Here is a 14,560-nt window from a genome sequence, read left to right as displayed (position 1 = left end):
ATGTCAAGAATAATTTGGATAAGTCCTCGACCGATTAGTATCTGTCAGCTCCACATGTCGCCATGCTTCCACACCAGACCTATCAACCTCATCATCTCTAAGGGGTCTTACTGGATTAACTCCATGGGAAATCTCATCTTGAGGGGGGCTTCATGCTTAGATGCTTTCAGCACTTATCCCGTCCACACGTAGCTACCCAGCGATGCTCCTGGCGGAACAACTGGTACACCAGCGGTGTGTCCATCCCGGTCCTCTCGTACTAAGGACAGCTCCTCTCAAATTTCCTACGCCCGCGACGGATAGGGACCGAACTGTCTCACGACGTTCTGAACCCAGCTCGCGTACCGCTTTAATGGGCGAACAGCCCAACCCTTGGGACCTACTTCAGCCCCAGGATGCGATGAGCCGACATCGAGGTGCCAAACCTCCCCGTCGATGTGGACTCTTGGGGGAGATAAGCCTGTTATCCCCAGGGTAGCTTTTATCCGTTGAGCGATGGCCCTTCCATGCGGAACCACCGGATCACTAAGCCCGACTTTCGTCCCTGCTCGACTTGTAGGTCTCGCAGTCAAGCTCCCTTTTGCCTTTGCACTCTACGAATGATTTCCAACCATTCTGAGGGAACCTTTGGGCGCCTCCGTTACTGTTTAGGAGGCGACCGCCCCAGTCAAACTGCCCACCTGACACTGTCCCTGAACCGGATCACGGTTCGAGGTTAGAATGTCAGCACAGTCAGGGTAGTATCCCACCGACGCCTCCATCGAAGCTGGCGCTCCGACTTCCAAGGCTCCTACCTATCCTGTACAAACTGTACCAACATCCAATATCAAGCTACAGTAAAGCTCCATGGGGTCTTTCCGTCCTGTCGCGGGTAACCTGCATCTTCACAGGTACTATAATTTCACCGGGTCTCTCGTTGAGACAGTATCCAAGTCGTTACACCATTCGTGCGGGTCGGAACTTACCCGACAAGGAATTTCGCTACCTTAGGACCGTTATAGTTACGGCCGCCGTTTACTGGGGCTTCAATTCAGAGCTTCTCCCGTAAGGGATAACCCCTCCTCTTAACCTTCCAGCACCGGGCAGGTGTCAGCCCCTATACTTCGCCTTGCGGCTTCGCAGAGACCTGTGTTTTTGCTAAACAGTCGCTTGGATCTTTTCACTGCGGCTCTCTCGGGCATACACCCTACCAGAGCACCCCTTCTCCCGAAGTTACGGGGTCATTTTGCCGAGTTCCTTAACGAGAGTTCTCCCGAGCGTCTTAGAATTCTCTTCTCGCCTACCTGTGTCGGTTTGCGGTACGGGCACCTCTCACCTCGCTAGAGGCTTTTCTTGGCAGTGGAGGATCAGGAACTTCGGTACTACATTTCCCTCGCCATCACAACTCAGCCTTCATGAGAAGCGGATTTGCCTACTTCTCAGCCTAATTGCTTGGACGCACATATCCATCAGTGCGCTTACCCTACCTTACTGCGTCCCCCCATTACTCAAACGGTGAGGAGGTGGTACAGGAATTTCAACCTGTTGTCCATCGCCTACGCTTTTCAGCCTCGGCTTAGGTCCCGACTTACCCTGAGCGGACGAGCCTTCCTCAGGAAACCTTGGGCTTTCGACGGAGGGGATTCTCACCCCTCTTTTCGCTACTCATACCGGCATTCTCACTTCTAAGCGCTCCACCAGTCCTCACGATCTGACTTCGCTGCACTTAGAACGCTCCCCTACCACTGACACCTAAGGTGTCAATCCATAGCTTCGGTGATACGTTTAGCCCCGGTACATTTTCGGCGCAGAGTCACTCGACCAGTGAGCTATTACGCACTCTTTAAATGGTGGCTGCTTCTAAGCCAACATCCTGGTTGTCTGGGCAACTCCACATCCTTTTCCACTTAACGTATACTTTGGGACCTTAGCTGATGGTCTGGGCTGTTTCCCTCTTGACTACGGATCTTAGCACTCGCAGTCTGACTCCCGAGTAAAAGTTTTTGGCATTCGGAGTTTGACTGAATTCGGTAATCCTGTGGGGACCCCTAGTCCAATCAGTGCTCTACCTCCAAAACTCTCAACCTCGAGGCTAGCCCTAAAGCTATTTCGGGGAGAACCAGCTATTTCCGAGTTCGATTGGCATTTCACCCCTACCCACACCTCATCCCCGCATTTTTCAACATGCGTGGGTTCGGGCCTCCATTCAGTGTTACCTGAACTTCACCCTGGACATGGGTAGATCACACGGTTTCGGGTCTACGACGGCGTACTCATTCGCCCTATTCAGACTCGCTTTCGCTACGGCTCCGCCTTATCAGCTTAACCTTGCACGACATCGTAACTCGCCGGTTCATTCTACAAAAGGCACGCTGTCACCCATTAACGGGCTCCAACTAGTTGTAGGCACACGGTTTCAGGATCTGTTTCACTCCCCTTCCGGGGTGCTTTTCACCTTTCCCTCACGGTACTGGTTCACTATCGGTCACTAGGGAGTATTTAGCCTTGGGAGATGGTCCTCCCGGATTCCGACGGGGTTTCACGTGTCCCGCCGTACTCAGGATCCACTCAGGAGGAAATAGAATTTCGACTACAGGGCTGTTACCTTGTGTCGCGGACCTTTCCAGATCGCTTCGCCTATCCTATTTCTTTGTAACTCCGTATAGAGTGTCCTACAACCCCAAGAGGCAAGCCTCTTGGTTTGGGCTGATACCGTTTCGCTCGCCGCTACTCAGGTAATCGCATTTGCTTTCTCTTCCTCTGGGTACTTAGATGTTTCAGTTCCCCAGGTCTGCCTCCTCATACCCTATGTATTCAGGTATGGGTACTATTCCATTACGAATAGTGGGTTCCCCCATTCGGAAATCCTCGGATCAAAGCTCACTTACAGCTCCCCGAGGCGTTTCGCCGTTCGTCGCGTCCTTCTTCGGCTCCTAGTGCCAAGGCATTCACCGTGCGCCCTTTCTAACTTAACCAAAATTTAAAAAAGGTTGTTGAATTCTTGACATGCTCGTTCAATCTTCTCTATTAAAAGATACCGATGAACAAATATGTTTACATTTCATTATCTAGTTTTCAAAGAACCAAGTACTAACTCTTACTCAACTTGGTGAGAATTAGTATCTAATTGAAGGATAGTTCCTTCAAAACTGAACAAAAGATCCAAAGCGTATATGATCGTAAGATCATACATCGACTAGAGTTAAATACTCCATAGAAAGGAGGTGATCCAGCCGCACCTTCCGATACGGCTACCTTGTTACGACTTCACCCCAATCATCTGTCCCACCTTAGGCGGCTGGCTCCAAAAGGTTACCTCACCGACTTCGGGTGTTACAAACTCTCGTGGTGTGACGGGCGGTGTGTACAAGGCCCGGGAACGTATTCACCGCGGCATGCTGATCCGCGATTACTAGCAATTCCGGCTTCATGTAGGCGAGTTGCAGCCTACAATCCGAACTGAGAATGGCTTTATGGGATTCGCTCAACCTCGCGGTTTTGCAGCCCTTTGTACCATCCATTGTAGCACGTGTGTAGCCCAGGTCATAAGGGGCATGATGATTTGACGTCATCCCCACCTTCCTCCGGTTTGTCACCGGCAGTCACCTTAGAGTGCCCAACTGAATGCTGGCAACTAAGATCAAGGGTTGCGCTCGTTGCGGGACTTAACCCAACATCTCACGACACGAGCTGACGACAACCATGCACCACCTGTCACTTTGTCCCCCGAAGGGGAAAGCTCTATCTCTAGAGTGGTCAAAGGATGTCAAGACCTGGTAAGGTTCTTCGCGTTGCTTCGAATTAAACCACATGCTCCACTGCTTGTGCGGGCCCCCGTCAATTCCTTTGAGTTTCAACCTTGCGGTCGTACTCCCCAGGCGGAGTGCTTAATGTGTTAACTTCGGCACTAAGGGCATCGAAACCCCTAACACCTAGCACTCATCGTTTACGGCGTGGACTACCAGGGTATCTAATCCTGTTTGCTCCCCACGCTTTCGCGCCTCAGCGTCAGTTACAGACCAGAGAGTCGCCTTCGCCACTGGTGTTCCTCCACATATCTACGCATTTCACCGCTACACGTGGAATTCCACTCTCCTCTTCTGTACTCAAGTCTCCCAGTTTCCAATGACCCTCCACGGTTGAGCCGTGGGCTTTCACATCAGACTTAAGAGACCGCCTGCGCGCGCTTTACGCCCAATAATTCCGGACAACGCTTGCCACCTACGTATTACCGCGGCTGCTGGCACGTAGTTAGCCGTGGCTTTCTGGTTAGGTACCGTCAAGGTGCCGCCTTATTCAAACGGCACTTGTTCTTCCCTAACAACAGAGCTTTACGATCCGAAAACCTTCATCACTCACGCGGCGTTGCTCCGTCAGACTTTCGTCCATTGCGGAAGATTCCCTACTGCTGCCTCCCGTAGGAGTCTGGGCCGTGTCTCAGTCCCAGTGTGGCCGATCACCCTCTCAGGTCGGCTACGCATCGTCGCCTTGGTAAGCCGTTACCTTACCAACTAGCTAATGCGCCGCGGGCCCATCTGTAAGTGATAGCCAGAGGCCATCTTTTACCGCTCCACCATGAGGTGGAACGGGTTATCCGGTATTAGCCCCGGTTTCCCGGAGTTATCCCAGTCTTACAGGCAGGTTGCCCACGTGTTACTCACCCGTCCGCCGCTGACATCAGGGAGCAAGCTCCCATCAGTCCGCTCGACTTGCATGTATTAGGCACGCCGCCAGCGTTCGTCCTGAGCCAGGATCAAACTCTCCATAAAAGTGTTTGATTAAGCTCACTTACACAGGATGAAAAATCATCTTGCGTTAATAATTGACGAGATATCATGTATCTCTATTTCGCTTGGCTTTTGTTCAGTTTTCAAAGAACTCGTTTGTCGTTGTTGGCGACTTCATTATCTTATCAAATCGTAATTTGAATGTCAACAACTTTTTTGAAAGTGTTTTTCGTGCGTAACAACTGTTGTTGTCAGCGACAAGTAATAATTTATCACGCACGCAAAACAAAGTCAACACTTTTCATCAATTTTATTTTAAGTATTTAATCTATAGCGAATATGGTGGATTCCTTGTGCTTTTGATTCATGATGATCTATTACTAGAAACTCTTTCTCTATTAAGAAATTGACCAACAATTCAAGGTCAATCCGGTAATCTTGCACCTCTGGTATCTCCATCATTTCAGCAATCGTAAATGAGTCTCCTCTATCTGCTAGTAATGAACGAAAATGCTCAGAACCAATTTCTGTTTTAGAACGGACAGCTATTTCAGTTGCTAAGATTAATAATTCAATCCGTTGTTCTAGGGACTCCTCACTCTTAAGAAGTTCTCTATAGAGTTTGTATGTTTCAGGTTCAATTTTTCTTACTTGGTCCCACACAGTCACCTCTGGATAATATCCATGATTAATGACTGCAAGCCTTGCTAAGTGATGAAGAGAATGCATCATGTTACTGAACGCATCAAAAGGTTGTTCATTATAGAATAAAATCTTTCCCTCATCGAATCGTCTTAGCATCTTTGTAAATTGAATGGTCATCTTCTTCATTCGATCACCAGGAGGAAAGGTTTCAATTCTTTCTTTTACTCCTTTAAGGAATTCGTTGCGATCAAATACTACTTTACCATGAAATAGCCAATCCACTAACCTGCGATGTGTTCCTGCTATTAATGAATGGTGCATTGTTGTTTGACTTAACGAATGCAGAGCTACTTTCATATCATCCACTTGATAGTGTTTTACATGCCAGTCTACTTCTGGATTATTTTTTATGACTAACACAATGGCATCAAAGCCATCTAATATTGATAACGGGGATAACTCTTTTTGGATCACTAATATTGCAAACGTATCATCCTCACTTGCTCGATCTTGATACAGCTGCCTCAGTAAAACATTCATTCCTATTCCTCCTTATTAAGCAAAACCTTACGCAAATCCTCTAGAAAAACCTCTCATAAAAACTTCTCACATCAACCTCGCATATCCTATTCGACAATTAATGGGGGAATCCTTCACAAAGTAGTGAAATTCATACTTGATTCATAGGTTGTTCCTATCTTATATGCTATACTCGTATCTAGGAGGGACGAATATGGCTATTAAATATACAAACAAAATAAATAAGATTCGAACGTTTGCTTTATCGCTTGTATTTATCGGTATTCTCGTTATGTACATAGGAATTTTCTTTAGAGATTCTCCTATTCTCATGACGATCGCAATGCTAATAGGCTTTCTTTTTATTATTGGAAGTACGGTGGTTTATTTCTGGATTGGTATGCTTTCTACAAAGTCTGTTCAAGTAGTATGTCCAAGCTGTAAAAAACCTACAAAAATGCTAGGCCGCGTGGATGCATGTATGCACTGCAGCGAGCCGCTTACACTAGACCCTTCTCTAGAAGGAAAAGAGTTCGATGAATCATATAATAATAAATCAAAACGAAGCTGATCGGCTTCGTTTTTTTATGCACAAAAAAACCTTAAGCAATATGCTTAAGGCGTAAAATAATAAAAGATTTAATGTTGTACTTTTTTGGTGCACTCAGTACACGTTCCGTAAATTTCCATACGGTGGCTATGCACCTTAAATCCAGTCACATGCTCAGCAAGAGTTTCCACTTCATCAAGACCAGGATAGTGAAAATCAACAATCTTACCACAATCTTGGCAAATGACATGATAATGATCAGATGTAACACAATCGAAGCGGCTTGAAGAGTCTCCATACGTTAACTCTTTTACAATTCCCACTTCCTTAAACACACGCAGGTTGTTATAGACTGTTGCTACACTCATATTAGGGAAACGGCCCTCCAAAGCTTTATAAATGTCATCAGCAGTTGGATGCATTGACGTTTCATATAGAAATTCTAAAATGGCATGACGTTGAGGCGTCATACGAACACGGGTGCTTTTAAGTGCATCAATTGCATCTTGCAAGCGATGATTAGACATAGTCATGCACCTCACTTTCAACAAACATTCTTACTTTATAATATTTATAATTAGTATAATACATCTTGGCAGGATAAGTCAATGTTATAGGCAGACTCCCCTATATGCGTTTTATCAATTATAAAAAAGGAACAGCATGCGAAGCGTTCACTAAAAATGAAGTATACCGATGAGCTGTACTTGATTTTCTTTTCTTCTTTCCTTCTACCGTAAGACACGCGGCCTTTAAAGCCGTTTTCAACTTAGGAAGGTCTTCTTCTTCTACACCAAACAGAAAGGTTGTATTCCCCTTCTTTAAAAAGCCACCTGAACTAGCAAGCTCGGTCATTCGATACCCCTCATCTCGCAGTTCCTTTTCCACTTCATCCGCATAAAAATCATCAATGATACAAATTAGAAGCTTCATGGCCTGCCCCCCTTTTTATTAATACCCTTTAGTTAGATCTATTCTATTTATAAGGGTTTCGTTCCTTCCATTTAGATAGCCAATTAAGTTCTTTTTAAAGATTTCCATTGCTCTTCTTTGATACTTGGAGGACAACCCGGAGATATGTGGGGTGATCGTTACGTTTTCGTGCTTCCAAAAAGGATGGTTGGCATCTAATGGTTCTTCTTTAAACACATCTAATCCAGCTCCAGCCACTTGACCGGCATCTAGTGCTTGGATTAATGCGTGTTCATCAACTGTTTTACCACGTCCTATGTTAATAAAATACGCTCCTTTTTTCATAGAAGCAAACTTTTCTTCATCCATAAATGAAGCTGTCTTCGTAGTAAGAGGTAGGACGTTTACAACAAAATCTGATTGTCTTAATAATGCATCTACTGTATCTTCCGTATACATTTTTTCGATAAACGGGGCATCATTACCTGAACTATTCATGCCAAGCGTTCTCATCCCAAAAGCCTGGCATAATCTAGCGACTTCTTGTCCAATAGCCCCTGCCCCAAGGATTCCTACAGTTAATCCGTTAAGCTCAAAGACTGGTACGCTTCTCTCCCAGTTTACTGCCTCTTCATTTTTTATAAATGTTTTTGTCTTCTTAGCCATTTGCAGCATCATATTAAGAGTATATTCCCCCATCGGGACAGCATGAATTCCGCGGACATTAGTCACGATGATATTACGTTCGCAAATAGCCTCATGCGGCATCTTCTCGAGTCCTGCAGCAAGGACCATGATCCATTTAAGCTGCTTGGCCTCTTTTATGTGTTCATCCGTTAAATCTTCTCCGTATGTAAGCAGCACCTCACAGTCCTGCACTTCCTCTCCTACTTCTTTCATGCCATAACGAAAGGAAAAGTCGATATCAGGAAAGTCTGCTAGGAGCTGTGCTTTACTCTCATCTTTTAACCTTGCTGAAGAGACAATCTTCATAGTAGTCCCACCTCCTGGATTCCAAAAAAGCGAGAGTCCCCCCTCGCTTTTATTCTTTATGTTTTTTACACTTCTACTTCTTCTTTATACTTCTACTTCTTCTTTAATGAAAGTCAGCGCTTCTTCTACGTGATCTTTCACACGTACTTTACGCCATTCTTTAACGATCTTGCCTTCTTTATCAATCACAAAGGTAGATCTTTCAATCCCCATATATTCTTTGCCGAAGTTTTTCTTTAATTTCCACACATCAAATAACTCCGCCACAGCATGATCCTCATCTGCTAATAAAAGAAATGGGAGATCATATTTTTCAATAAACTTCTCATGTCTTGCTAAAGGATCCGGACTCACTCCTAGAATCACTGTATCTAACGATTCAAATGATTCTACTCGGTCACGGAAATCACATGCTTGAGTTGTGCATCCAGGTGTCATATCTTTTGGATAAAAATATAGCACAACATTCTTTCCTCTGAATTGACTTAAAGAGACTTGCTCCCCGCTGCTTGCTTCTAATGTAAAATCTGGTGCAACTTGTCCGATTTCAATAGCCATATTGCCACAACCTTTCTAGATCTAGTGATATGAATTAGGATACGGATTCTTCGTGTTTATTACAACTATTCTACCTTATTTTCTAGACGAATAACAGTTGTGACAACAAACGCTGCTGGCAGCAGATAACCAAATAAAGCTTGTATGATCGCTAAAATCCTCCCTACCCCCATTGGTACAATATCACCGTATCCAACGGACAAAAGTGTGATCGCACTAAAATACACCACATCTAAAACTAAATGAGTCAACTCTCCACCCACGTTTCGATTTGCTTCCGCTAATACAGGGATACCGAGTAACTCAAGCACCATATACATTAAGGCAAACGCCAGCATTACCGTCACATACACATTTACCAACATCGCAAAATGTCTTAGCGAGACCTTGTGCCGCCCTCGCATCGGTTTATACCTAAGCAGCAACAAAAAGCTCATTATGACACCCAATGCCGCAACAAACATACAAAAATACAACAGCCAATGGTCCATCAGCCCACCTCTTCACCAGAAAAACACTAATAAAATGTTGCTTATTAAATATATGACTGAGTATTCAAATAAATACTAGCCTTAATAGTTTAGGTATATTATGATGAGTGAGAACGATTGTTTGTTTTAATCACATCATACACCCTGACTTTTTATACCTCCTAGAATGTAGTGACGTTCATTGTAAAAAAGGAGGTCGTTTAGTTATGCATTCATTATCAGACGACGTTTTGATACAAAGTTATTACCGAGCACAAGAATACGGATTAGACGATGATTTCCTGGACTTATTATTTCGAGAGCTATGCAAGCGTAACCTTCAACATCTCGCATCGCAACTTTCTACACACCCACAAGAATAAACCTCAATTCTTCTTTGCACCTACACAGCCTGCTTATACATTTCCCTTTAGCTTGTCCTAAGTCTCAGCTTATGATTGAATATCTATATACATGATCTACATTAACTGCTGTATTGAATGGATAGGATTTAATCTATTATTTATAGTTCAATAGGCAGGATACTTGAGTGTTTGGAGGAAATATTTAGATGAACTTTACAAATTCAGAAGCCTTATATAAAGAGGCCCAAGAACATATCGTCGGTGGTGTGAACAGTCCTTCCCGTGCTTTTAAAGGGGTTGGCGGCGGCTCACCTGTTTTTATGGAATGTGCAAAAGGTGCTTATTTTTGGGATGTAGACGGTAATCAATATATCGATTATTTAGCCGCATACGGTCCTATTATAACTGGCCATGCTCATCCGCATATTACGGAGGCAATTACAACGGCCGCCCAGAACGGGGTCTTATACGGTACACCGACTAAGCTCGAGAACAAATTTGCCAAAATGTTAAAAGAAGCGATTCCTTCGTTAGAAAAAGTCCGCTTTGTCAATTCTGGTACAGAAGCTGTCATGACAACCATTCGTGTTGCCCGTGCGTATACAGGACGGGATAAGATTATTAAATTTGCCGGCTGTTATCACGGTCACTCAGATCTAGTTCTAGTAGCAGCAGGCTCTGGCCCATCTACCCTAGGAACACCAGACTCTGCCGGTGTAACCAAAAATATCGCTAAAGAAGTTATTACTGTCCCATTCAATGATATTGAAGCTTATAAAGAAGCACTCCGGAAATGGGGCGATGAGATCGCTGCTGTTCTTGTTGAACCGATTGTCGGGAATTTCGGGATTGTGGAACCAGATCCAGGGTTTCTTGAGGCAGTTAATACACTAACCCATGAGGCCGGGGCACTTGTTATTTATGACGAGGTAATCACAGCATTCCGTTTCATGTACGGCGGCGCTCAAAATTATCTAGGCGTGGAACCGGATATGACAGCATTAGGTAAAATTATCGGCGGAGGGCTTCCGATTGGAGCTTACGGCGGCCGTGTAGATATTATGGAAAAAGTTGCACCGCTTGGGCCAGCCTATCAAGCAGGCACTATGGCTGGTAATCCTGCTTCAATGAGTGCAGGCATTGCTTGTTTAGAAGTCCTTAAAGAAGATGGTGTATATGAAGAATTAGACCGTCTGGGAGCCATTTTAGAAGAAGGGATTGTTGAACTTGCTTCTAAACATGAAGTGGAAATTACGGTGAACCGTTTAAAAGGAGCATTAACGATCTACTTTACAAATGAAGTAATCCGTAATTATGACCAAGCTGAGAAAACAAATGGAGAACAATTCTCTGTTTTCTTTAAAGAAATGCTAAAACAAGGCATTAACTTAGCCCCATCGAAATATGAAGCATGGTTCTTAACAACCGCTCATACAGATGAGGATATCACTAAGACGTTAGAAGCTGTTGACCATGCATTCAAATGTGTCGCTGAAAAGATCTAACGATGGTGATAAGCCGCCGGTTGAATAGTAAATTGCGCATATCTACTTAATGATTGCGGTGTTAACCGGCATAATTACGCCTCTCTAGTCTCTTATTGCGTCCTTTCAATCTTGTTATGCGTCATTGATTAGTTAGAATAAATGTATCACTTCACCGGTTAATTACGTCACTTAGGTCATACGAAAAAAGCGCTGGTTTAAACCGGCGCTTTTTTTAATACACTAAAAGAGGTATGGATAAAACAAACAGACAAAAAATAATAAACGCTTACAACTTTTGTTTTTATAAAAAGTGGTTGATTCTTTTCAGTGGTCGTTGTATAGTACGTTCGGTATGATTTTATTAATGGATGCTATCGTTGCTTCTTTTTAAAGACTAGTAAAAAAACGATGAGCAGAAAGGACATTTAGTTACCATGAAACTTGGAGCTCGTATATTTAAGACGGGTCTTGCCATTATTGTATCTTTATATTTTGCGATATGGGTTGGTCTTGAACCGCCAATGTTTGCAGCACTTGCTGCCGCATTTGCGATCCAGCCATCTATCTACCGTACGTTCCAAACGATTTTAGAACAAGTTCAAGCGAATGTGATCGGTGCGGTCCTTGGAGTTATTTTTGTGATGACATTTGGTCATGAACCGTTTGTTGTCGGGTTGGTTGTTATTTTAGCCATTGCCATTATTCTTAAAGTGAAGCTTGAGCCTACAACGATTCCTTTAGCGATTGTTACCATTATCATCGTTATGGAAAGTCCAGCTGATAATTTTATCGAATTTGCTACAGGCCGATTTATGTTGATTATTATTGGGGTGTTTGCTGCCTTTTTAGTTAACCTGTTATTTATCCCGCCCCGATACGAAACAAAGCTGTATCATAAAATGCTAAAGGCAACAGAAGATATTATTCAATGGACGATGCTTTTCTTGCGGAAAGATGCTGACCCAAGAATGTTAAAACGTGATATCTCAAGACTTGATGAACAAATGGTTAAATTAGATAATTTGTATCTCCTTTATAAAGAAGAAAGAAATTATTTTTTGAAAAATAAATACGGAAAAGCACGAAAGATTGTGTTATTCCGCCAAATGCTGATCACAACGAAAAAGTCATTTATTGTCTTGAAGAATCTTGAACGGCGATCAGAGGAACTGCACCAGCTGCCTTGTGAAGTCCAAAAAGAAATCGAGATGCAATTAAATCGCTTAACCCAGTACCATGATCGTATCCTCTTACGATATGTAGGAAAAGTTCAATCACTTCCTGCTGATGAGACGGTACAGGAGATTAATGATGGGAAAGCCGCTTTAACGGATCTGTACATTAATTTATACGATGATCCGGATACTGTTCGAACGCAGTGGCTGCATATTCTGCCAGCCGTCTCGCAGATAGTAGAATATCAAGAGCAGCTTGAACACTTAGATCACCTAGTAGACAGCTTTTTCAGTTATCATAAAAAAGAAAATAAAGTAACCGTGCAAGAGCAAGAAGAAGAATAATTAAACAAAAGACGTCCATTACACTTAATCCTAAGTGATGGACGTCTTTTATTATGATAATTGCTGGACATCAAACAGTTTCTGATAATGCCCTGCTTTTTTCATTAATTCTTCATGGGTGCCGCTCTCAACAATCTCGCCGTTTTCAATTAAGACAATCCGGTCGGCATGAGTAATCGTTGACAGACGGTGTGCAACAATAAAGGTCGTTCGATTTCTTGCTAATTTTTCAAGCGCTTCTTGAATGTAGTGTTCACTTTCTAAATCTAGAGCAGATGTCGCCTCATCAAAAATTAAAATAGGCGGATTTTTCAAAAAGACACGTGCAATCGCCACACGCTGTTTTTGACCTCCAGACAGCTTTACACCTCGCTCACCGACTTCGGTGTCATATCCATTCGGCAAATTCATGATAAAGTCATGCGCATTCGCTGCTTTTGCTGCAGCAATCACTTCTTCATCAGTCGCCTCTGGACTTCCCATTAAGATATTCATTTTGACAGAATCACTGAACAAAATATTATCTTGAAGCACCATTCCAATTTTATCTCTGAGCATGCGCACTTGAAAATGTCTAATATCTACTCCATCAAGCGTGATCCGTCCGCTCGACACATCATAAAACCTTGGAATTAGACTGATAAGCGTACTTTTTCCGCCTCCGCTCATCCCTACAAATGCGACCGTTTCTCCCTCTTTTATATCCAGGGATACGTTTTTTAAGACCGGCTTCTCTTCATTATCATAATAGAACGAAACATCCTCAAACTGAACTCGTCCACGTGCGGAGTCGAGCGGTTGGGCATCTAAAGAGTCTTCAATATCATACTTTTCATCGATAAACTCAAATACACGGTCCATTGAAGCAATAGCCTGCGTTAAGGTTGTAGATGAGTTAACAAGCCGGCGCAGCGGACCATATAAGCGCTCCATATATAAAACAAAGGCCGTCATTGCCCCAATCTCAAGGTTTCCTGTAATCACAAAGTAACCCGAGACGACAATAACTAAGAGCGGAGCTAAGTCCGTGATTGTATTTACAACCGCAAACGTTTTAGCGTTCCAGCGTGTGTGATCCAGGGCACGGTCTAAGAAATGATTATTACGCTTTGCAAATTGGTGCTGTTCATGCTCCTCAAGTGCGAAGCTCCTTATCACATTCATCCCTTGAACACGTTCATGCAAATGTCCCTGCACTTCTGCTAAAGCTTGTGAACGCACTCTCGTTAGATGCCTCAATCTTGCATAGAAAAACTTCACTGAAAAACCGTATAACGGAAACATTGAAATGGCTACCAGCGTGAGCCACACATTAATATTCAACATAATTATAATGGCAATAATAATCGTAAATAGATCAAGCCAAATATTCATTAAACCAGTAATAACAAAGTTCTTCGTCTGCTCAACGTCATGTATCACACGAGAAATGATTTCTCCTACTTTTCGGTTCGAATAAAATCTAAGACTTAATTTTTGGATATGGGTAAATAATTGATCACGTATATCATACAGCACTTTACTACCTATCCACTGTGCATAATATTGCCTTAAGTATTCAATTGGAGGTCTGAGGACAAGGAAAATAAAGAACATCCCTCCCATTATCCAGAACAACGTTGAAAGCTTCTCATCTTGCGGCATTCCTTCAACCAAAATAATATCATCAATGACATACATCATAACGAGCGGAAGCAATAAAGGAATCCCAAATTTTAATACACCGATCACGATTGTCCAAAAAATTTGCTTCCAGTACGGCTTAACAAAGGCCATATAACGTTTCATACTATTCAATTATTCCCACCCCCTTTTTTAGTAGTATGACGGAAAAG

11 protein-coding genes and 2 rRNA genes are annotated in these 14,560 nt (G+C 43.3%); 4 read left to right on the top strand and 9 right to left on the bottom strand.

Translation table 11 applies throughout. The features are described from left to right. Nucleotides 1-14: 14 nt before the first annotated feature. The 3 genes from BPOF4_RS03060 to BPOF4_RS03050 form a co-directional block, all read right to left on the bottom strand. Nucleotides 15-2,954: ribosomal RNA gene (locus BPOF4_RS03060) — 23S ribosomal RNA — on the bottom strand. A 242-nt stretch (nucleotides 2,955-3,196) separates the two neighbouring features. Next, nucleotides 3,197-4,748, bottom strand: a 16S ribosomal RNA gene (locus BPOF4_RS03055). Together the 16S and 23S rRNA genes form the textbook arrangement of a ribosomal RNA operon. Before the next feature lie 273 nt (nucleotides 4,749-5,021). After that, complete coding sequence (locus BPOF4_RS03050) at nucleotides 5,022-5,891, bottom strand: nucleotidyltransferase-like protein (RefSeq protein ID WP_012957605.1); 870 nt, start codon at nucleotides 5,889-5,891, stop codon at nucleotides 5,022-5,024. A gap of 193 nt (nucleotides 5,892-6,084) precedes the next feature. On the opposite strand from BPOF4_RS03050, the gene BPOF4_RS03045 reads away from it, so the two are divergent. After that, the gene (locus tag BPOF4_RS03045) at nucleotides 6,085-6,441 is read left to right on the top strand and encodes a YgzB family protein (RefSeq protein ID WP_012957604.1); all 357 of its coding nucleotides are present in this window, start codon (nucleotides 6,085-6,087) and stop codon (nucleotides 6,439-6,441) included. A 68-nt stretch (nucleotides 6,442-6,509) separates the two neighbouring features. Here BPOF4_RS03045 and perR read toward each other — a convergent pair whose 3' ends face one another. The 5 genes from perR to BPOF4_RS03020 form a co-directional block, all read right to left on the bottom strand. Further along, nucleotides 6,510-6,947, bottom strand: a complete 438-nt coding sequence (gene perR / locus BPOF4_RS03040) for a peroxide-responsive transcriptional repressor PerR (protein ID WP_012957603.1) — start codon at nucleotides 6,945-6,947, stop codon at nucleotides 6,510-6,512. 118 nt (nucleotides 6,948-7,065) lie between these two features. Continuing rightward, complete coding sequence (locus tag BPOF4_RS03035) at nucleotides 7,066-7,353, bottom strand: cyclic-di-AMP receptor (protein WP_012957602.1); 288 nt, start codon at nucleotides 7,351-7,353, stop codon at nucleotides 7,066-7,068. An 18-nt stretch (nucleotides 7,354-7,371) separates the two neighbouring features. Further along, nucleotides 7,372-8,325, bottom strand: coding sequence for a D-2-hydroxyacid dehydrogenase (locus tag BPOF4_RS03030; protein WP_012957601.1), 954 nt, complete (start codon nucleotides 8,323-8,325; stop codon nucleotides 7,372-7,374). A gap of 84 nt (nucleotides 8,326-8,409) precedes the next feature. Then, on the bottom strand, nucleotides 8,410-8,883 hold the full coding sequence (gene bcp, locus BPOF4_RS03025) for a thioredoxin-dependent thiol peroxidase (protein ID WP_012957600.1): 474 nt from the start codon (nucleotides 8,881-8,883) through the stop codon (nucleotides 8,410-8,412). 65 nt (nucleotides 8,884-8,948) lie between these two features. Next, the gene (locus BPOF4_RS03020; RefSeq protein WP_012957599.1) at nucleotides 8,949-9,374 is read right to left on the bottom strand and encodes a potassium channel family protein; all 426 of its coding nucleotides are present in this window, start codon (nucleotides 9,372-9,374) and stop codon (nucleotides 8,949-8,951) included. Nucleotides 9,375-9,580: 206 nt separating this feature from the next. Between BPOF4_RS03020 and sda the strand changes: the two genes are divergently transcribed. The 3 genes from sda to BPOF4_RS03010 all read left to right on the top strand — a co-directional run bounded on the left by sda (nucleotide 9,581) and on the right by BPOF4_RS03010 (nucleotide 12,725). Then, nucleotides 9,581-9,736 (top strand): sporulation histidine kinase inhibitor Sda, encoded by a 156-nt coding sequence (gene sda / locus BPOF4_RS21510; protein WP_012957598.1) that lies wholly within the window; start codon nucleotides 9,581-9,583, stop codon nucleotides 9,734-9,736. A gap of 188 nt (nucleotides 9,737-9,924) precedes the next feature. After that, nucleotides 9,925-11,223 carry a glutamate-1-semialdehyde 2,1-aminomutase gene (locus BPOF4_RS03015; RefSeq protein ID WP_012957597.1) on the top strand — a complete coding sequence of 433 codons (1,299 nt, stop codon included), beginning with the start codon at nucleotides 9,925-9,927 and terminating at the stop codon, nucleotides 11,221-11,223. Nucleotides 11,224-11,639: 416 nt separating this feature from the next. Beyond that, entirely contained in the window at nucleotides 11,640-12,725 is a 1,086-nt protein-coding gene (locus BPOF4_RS03010; RefSeq protein ID WP_012957596.1) for an FUSC family protein, read from the top strand. A gap of 51 nt (nucleotides 12,726-12,776) precedes the next feature. On the opposite strand, the gene BPOF4_RS03005 is transcribed toward BPOF4_RS03010, so the two are convergent. After that, nucleotides 12,777-14,522, bottom strand: a complete 1,746-nt coding sequence (locus BPOF4_RS03005; protein ID WP_012957595.1) for an ABC transporter ATP-binding protein — start codon at nucleotides 14,520-14,522, stop codon at nucleotides 12,777-12,779. Nucleotides 14,523-14,560: the final 38 nt, after the last annotated feature.

The organism is Alkalihalophilus pseudofirmus OF4, from assembly GCF_000005825.2.
Classification (GTDB): Bacteria; Bacillota; Bacilli; order Bacillales; family Bacillaceae_D; genus Alkalihalophilus; species Alkalihalophilus pseudofirmus.
This window is presented reverse-complemented; position numbering and strand designations above follow the sequence as displayed.

Coding starts and splice junctions, on each gene's coding strand:
- BPOF4_RS03010 (WP_012957596.1), top strand. CDS start 11,640: ATGAAACTTGGAGCTCGTATATTTAAGACGGGTCTTGCCATTATTGTA.
- BPOF4_RS03030 (WP_012957601.1), bottom strand. CDS start 8,325: ATGAAGATTGTCTCTTCAGCAAGGTTAAAAGATGAGAGTAAAGCACAG.
- bcp (WP_012957600.1), bottom strand. CDS start 8,883: ATGGCTATTGAAATCGGACAAGTTGCACCAGATTTTACATTAGAAGCA.
- BPOF4_RS03020 (WP_012957599.1), bottom strand. CDS start 9,374: ATGGACCATTGGCTGTTGTATTTTTGTATGTTTGTTGCGGCATTGGGT.
- perR (WP_012957603.1), bottom strand. CDS start 6,947: ATGTCTAATCATCGCTTGCAAGATGCAATTGATGCACTTAAAAGCACC.
- sda (WP_012957598.1), top strand. CDS start 9,581: ATGCATTCATTATCAGACGACGTTTTGATACAAAGTTATTACCGAGCA.
- BPOF4_RS03050 (WP_012957605.1), bottom strand. CDS start 5,891: ATGAATGTTTTACTGAGGCAGCTGTATCAAGATCGAGCAAGTGAGGAT.
- BPOF4_RS03015 (WP_012957597.1), top strand. CDS start 9,925: ATGAACTTTACAAATTCAGAAGCCTTATATAAAGAGGCCCAAGAACAT.
- BPOF4_RS03035 (WP_012957602.1), bottom strand. CDS start 7,353: ATGAAGCTTCTAATTTGTATCATTGATGATTTTTATGCGGATGAAGTG.
- BPOF4_RS03045 (WP_012957604.1), top strand. CDS start 6,085: ATGGCTATTAAATATACAAACAAAATAAATAAGATTCGAACGTTTGCT.